Source organism: Prosthecobacter sp., from assembly GCF_044373815.1.
GTDB lineage: Bacteria > Verrucomicrobiota > Verrucomicrobiia > Verrucomicrobiales > Verrucomicrobiaceae > Prosthecobacter.
Genome location: NZ_JBIPNG010000507.1, coordinates 1 through 4,542, shown reverse-complemented (window position 1 = coordinate 4,542; position 4,542 = coordinate 1). Strand labels below are relative to the sequence as shown.

4 protein-coding genes are annotated in these 4,542 nt (G+C 60.5%); 2 read left to right on the top strand and 2 right to left on the bottom strand.

Features of this window, described 5'->3' with window-relative positions; all coding sequences use genetic code 11:
* Positions 1 to 124 precede the first annotated feature (124 nt).
* Both ACIREA_RS27120 and ACIREA_RS27115 read left to right on the top strand, forming a co-directional pair.
* The gene (locus tag ACIREA_RS27120; protein WP_397385450.1) at positions 125 to 1,696 is read left to right on the top strand and encodes a GIY-YIG nuclease family protein; all 1,572 of its coding nucleotides are present in this window, start codon (positions 125 to 127) and stop codon (positions 1,694 to 1,696) included.
* A 321-nt stretch (positions 1,697 to 2,017) separates the two neighbouring features.
* Positions 2,018 to 2,677: a DUF4126 domain-containing protein gene (locus ACIREA_RS27115; protein ID WP_397385449.1), complete on the top strand. Its 660-nt coding sequence runs from the start codon at positions 2,018 to 2,020 to the stop codon at positions 2,675 to 2,677.
* Positions 2,678 to 2,790: 113 nt separating this feature from the next.
* Here ACIREA_RS27115 and ACIREA_RS27110 read toward each other — a convergent pair whose 3' ends face one another.
* Positions 2,791 to 3,171, bottom strand: a complete 381-nt coding sequence (locus ACIREA_RS27110) for a DUF2237 family protein (RefSeq protein ID WP_397385448.1) — start codon at positions 3,169 to 3,171, stop codon at positions 2,791 to 2,793.
* A gap of 120 nt (positions 3,172 to 3,291) precedes the next feature.
* The coding region (locus ACIREA_RS27105) for a polysaccharide lyase 6 family protein (RefSeq protein ID WP_397385447.1) at positions 3,292 to 4,542 on the bottom strand (1,251 nt) is incomplete at its 5' end.

The window sequence follows — 4,542 nt, the reverse complement described above, 5'->3', positions numbered from 1 at the left end:
TCAGTGATCGGGGTGGGACAGGGTGGCTGAGTGTTGGGCCCATGCCCCACCTTGACGCTTCCTTGAGCTCTTGACGGCGCGGCTTTGACCTCCTCCTTTCCTGCCTCTTTCTCCAACCGCTTTCATGTCCAACGCCCGCCAGAAACCTGACCTCATTGCCAAGCTGCGTGATGTGCCGCATGTGCCGGGGGTGTACATCATGCGGGACCGGATCAATAATGTGATCTATGTGGGCAAGGCGCGGGATCTGCGCAAACGGCTGGCGAATTACTTCACGCCGGCGCGATCGAAACTGGCCGACCGGAAGACGCGGGCGCTGATCGCGAGCATCTGGGATTTTGACCTGCATGAGGTGCGCAATGAAACGGAGGCGCTGGTGCTGGAGGGCAAGCTGATCAAGGAATTCCGCCCGCGCTACAACGTGAGCTTTCGGGACGACAAGCGCTACTTTCTGGTGCGCGTGCATATGGGCGATGCGATGCCACGGCTTTCCACCACGCGGCTGAGGAAGGAGGACGGGGCGCGCTACTTCGGCCCCTTTCCGCATGGGATGGCGCTGCGCACGACGCTGAACTGGCTGAACAAGAAATTTGGCCTGCGGGTGTGCCGCCCGCTGAAGCCGGGTGAAGCGGACTACAAGCACTGCTCCAACGACATCATCAAGAACTGCTCCGCGCCATGCATCCTGCGCATTTCGCTGGAGGACTACAAGAAGCGGGTGGAGCAGGCCTGCGAGTTTCTGGATGGGAAGTCGAAGGATCTGGTGACCGCGCTGGAAGAGGAGATGCTGCATGCGGCGGCGCGTATGGACTTTGAAAAGGCGGCTGAGCTGCGGGACATGGTGGAGGATTTTAAGAAGACGCTGATCCCCACGCGAACCTTTGAGCGCGGTGCGCGGGCGCGAGTCATTCGGAGTATCAACCCGATGGCGGATGTGCAGGAACTGAAGGAGCTGCTGCATCTGGAGAAAGCGCCGCTGGTGATGGAGTGCTTTGACATCGCGAACATCGGCACGGCGCACTGCGTGGCGAGCATGGTGCGCTTTAAAAACGGGGTGCCGGACAATTCGAACTACCGACGGTACCGCATCAAATCGGTGACGGGTCAGAATGATTTCATCAGCATGGCGGAGGTGATCCGCCGACGCTTTTCGCGCATCCTGCTAGAAGGCCGAAAGGTGGCGGCAGATGTGGCGGAGTTTTCACAGGAGGCTCCGGCGGAGGCGCTGGAGCGTGTGGCGGCAACGAACACGAAATTTGTGACGCTGCCGGATTTGGTGATCGTGGATGGTGGCAAAGGGCAGCTGGGGGTGGCGGTGGCGGAGCTTCAAAAACTGGGGCTGCACACGCTGCCGATCATTGGTCTGGCGAAGGAGCATGAGGAGGTCTATCGGCCGGGAGAAAGCCATCCGGTGATCATTCCGCATGAACGCGGGGCTTTGAAGCTGCTGCAGCGCATTCGTGATGAGGCGCACCGCTGGGCGAATGGGTACCATCAACTGCTGCTGGGGAAGCGTGTGGCGGAGAGTGTCCTGGATGACTGCCCGGGGATCAGCAAGACGCGCAAGGCGGCGCTGCTGAAGAAGTTTGGCTCGGTGACACGACTGCGGAAGGCGACGGTGGAGGAGATGGCGGAGGTGCCGGGGATCAGCAAGGTGCTGGCGCAGGGGGTGAAGGAATTTTTGGAGAGTCGGTGAGGGGGGATTGTTCTTGGTTCTTGGTTCTTGGTTCTTCCGGAGCTGCCTGTCAGTAGGCCTTTTCAAGTGTGACGGATGCTCCCGTCTTTCGGCCAGCGGCACCGCCAAATGTGCTCGCTCTCTCGTTCTCGAATCGACCTGCAACAATGCAGACGACTGCAGCGATGCAGCAGGTAGGTTTGTACTTCGCAGGGTTTTGGCGGAGCGCTGGGATCGACAGACAAGAGTGTCTATCGTACTTCAAACTGCCGGAAGGCAGGATTCCAAAATGTGGCCAATCTTGTTTCTCGCGAGATGGGGGATTTGTGGTATAGGGGCGGCATGCACATCCTCGAACAATTGGGGCTCGCGCTGGGTCTGGCTTCGCTGGCGGGGCTGAACCTTTACCTGACGGTTTTTCTCACGGGAATGCTGGTGAGGTTTGATGCGCTGCATCTGGCGGCGAAGTACCAATCACTGGAAGTGCTGGGGCATGACTGGGTGCTGATTGCCGCTGGAGTGCTGTATGCGATTGAGTTTGTGGCGGACAAGGTGCCGTGGCTGGATTCGCTGTGGGACAGTGTGCATACACTGATCAGGCCCGTGGGTGGAACGATCCTGGCGATGCAGGCGCTGGGCGATATGCCGCCGCATATGGAGGTGATCGGCGCGCTGCTGGCAGGTGGTGCGGCGCTGACGACGCACAGCGCGAAGGCGGGCACGCGGCTGCTGGCGAATCATTCGCCGGAGCCGGTTTCGAATGTGGTACTGAGCATCGCCGAAGACATCACGGTGGTGGCGGGAACGCTCATCATGCTGCTGAAGCCGGTGCTGGCGCTGTGTGTTTTTACCGCGGTGATCATCGTGCTGTGGCTGGTGCTGCCGCGGATGTTTCGGGTGGTCCGGAGGTCGTTTGAGATACTGCGGGGGAAGTGGCGGGCGGTGATGGTGCGTGGGGAGCGGAATGTGGGTGCACGCGCTCTGCATGGCGCTGTGCCATAGAGGGTGCCGGGCAGCGTGCGGTCCTTTCACAGAATAGGACGGATAGGACCTATACTCGAATGGGGTATAGCGGGACAATGCAGGATTTCGCTTTGGCGAGACTCCATCATTCACTACTCGATCTCTTCGCCAGGATCATCGAGGGCGTGGGCTTTGAGGTCTTCGAGGTCGACCCATTCGAGGGCGGATTCGTGGGTGGCGGAGAGGGAGACGGGCGGAGCGCAGCCGGCATCGAGGGCTTCTTTCCAGCGGGTGACGCAGAGGCACCAGCGGTCGCCGGGTTTGAGGCCGGGGAAGTCCCACTGGGGAGCGGGAGTGGAGAGGTCGTTGCCGCTGAGATAGGAGAAGTTCAGGAACTCCTCGGTGGCCTCAATGCAGACGGTGTGCAGGCCGACGTCTCCGGGGCCGGTGCGGCAGTAGCCATCGCGGTAGAAGCCGGTCATGGGTTTGCGGCAGCAGCAGGTGAGTGGTTTGAGGAGGACGTTGGTACGCATGGGGGATTATGAATGTGGCAGGAGGAGAGTGCCAGAGGGTTCCACCGCGGAGGCCAAAGAATTAACCACGGAATAGACTGAATACACGGAAGCCAGACCCGACGCTTTCACTTTGCTGGATTACTGTTGTTTCCAAGCAGGGCCGGTGGGTTCGGAGGCGGGAGGTGGCGTGGTGGCAGGCTCGGCGGTGCCGGTGTGATTGTCCTTCATGGTCACGCCTTCCGCTGCGCATTTGATTTCAAAGGCTTCTCCTTTGTTGGTCTGAATCGTGTTGCCGCTGATCTCGGTTTCGAGCGGTGGGAGAGTGGCTTTTTTGTCGCCGCTCATGCCGATGAGGATGTTGTGTTTGCAGTTGATGAAGGTGTTGGCGGTGACCTTGGCGCGCTTGACCTGGAAGTAACCGTTGGGGACGGAATCGGGGATGCCGAGCATGATGCACATGGCGCTGCGCTCGTTGTCGCCGGTGAGGTTTTCGAAGCGGTTGGCGGTGACGGTGTGGTCTTCGCCGATGATGCGGACGCCGCCGGTGCCTTTGGCCCCGTCGCCGATGAAGGTGTTGTGTTCCACAGTGCAGCCATTGCCGTGGCGAAGGGTGAGGGTGCCGGAGACGCCTTTGAAGGTGTTGTGGCGGTAGAGATTGCCGCAGGATTTGTTGGAGATGCACTCGGCTTCGCCATCGCATTTCTCGAAGAGGTTGTGCTCGACGATGCAGGCGGCGGTTTGCATGGAGGTCTTGCTGTCGCCGAGACGGATGGTTTCACCGCCGTTCTTGCCGAGCTTCTGGCGGGGGCCGAAGTGATTGTGATCGATCTGGTGTTTGCCCTGGTCTTTGGATTCGTTGGAGAGCCAGACGACGAGGGTGGTGCCCTGCGTGGTCTTGCCGGCGATGTAGCAGTGGTCCACGCGATTGCGTGCGCCGTAGATGGAGACGAACTGGGAGGAGGCTGTGGAGATGAGCTGGGTGTCGTTGGTGACGGCGCAGTTGGTGATGCGGGAGTCGGAGGCGAGCTGTTTGGAGTCTTTGCGGAGTTCGATGACTTGCTCGGCGGTGGGGTTCTGAAACCAGAGGCCGTCCACGATGATGTGGGAGCCGCCGACGGAGAGGCGTGAGGTGCCGGTGAAGATGACCTTGCCGGGGGTTTGGGCTTTGATGGTGACGGGTTTCTCGGCGGTGCCTTCGGCGTGGAGTTTGAGCTGGGCATCGGCCCAGGTGCCGTCGTTGAGGATGAGGGTGTCGCCTGCGCTGATTGTTTGAGCAGCGGCGGCGAATGCGGCGGCATCTGCGATGGGGATGTCTTTGGCCAAAGCGGGAATGGCGAGGACTAAGGCAAAGAGGGTGAGGCGCATGGGTGCATTAAGAGATGGAGCCCG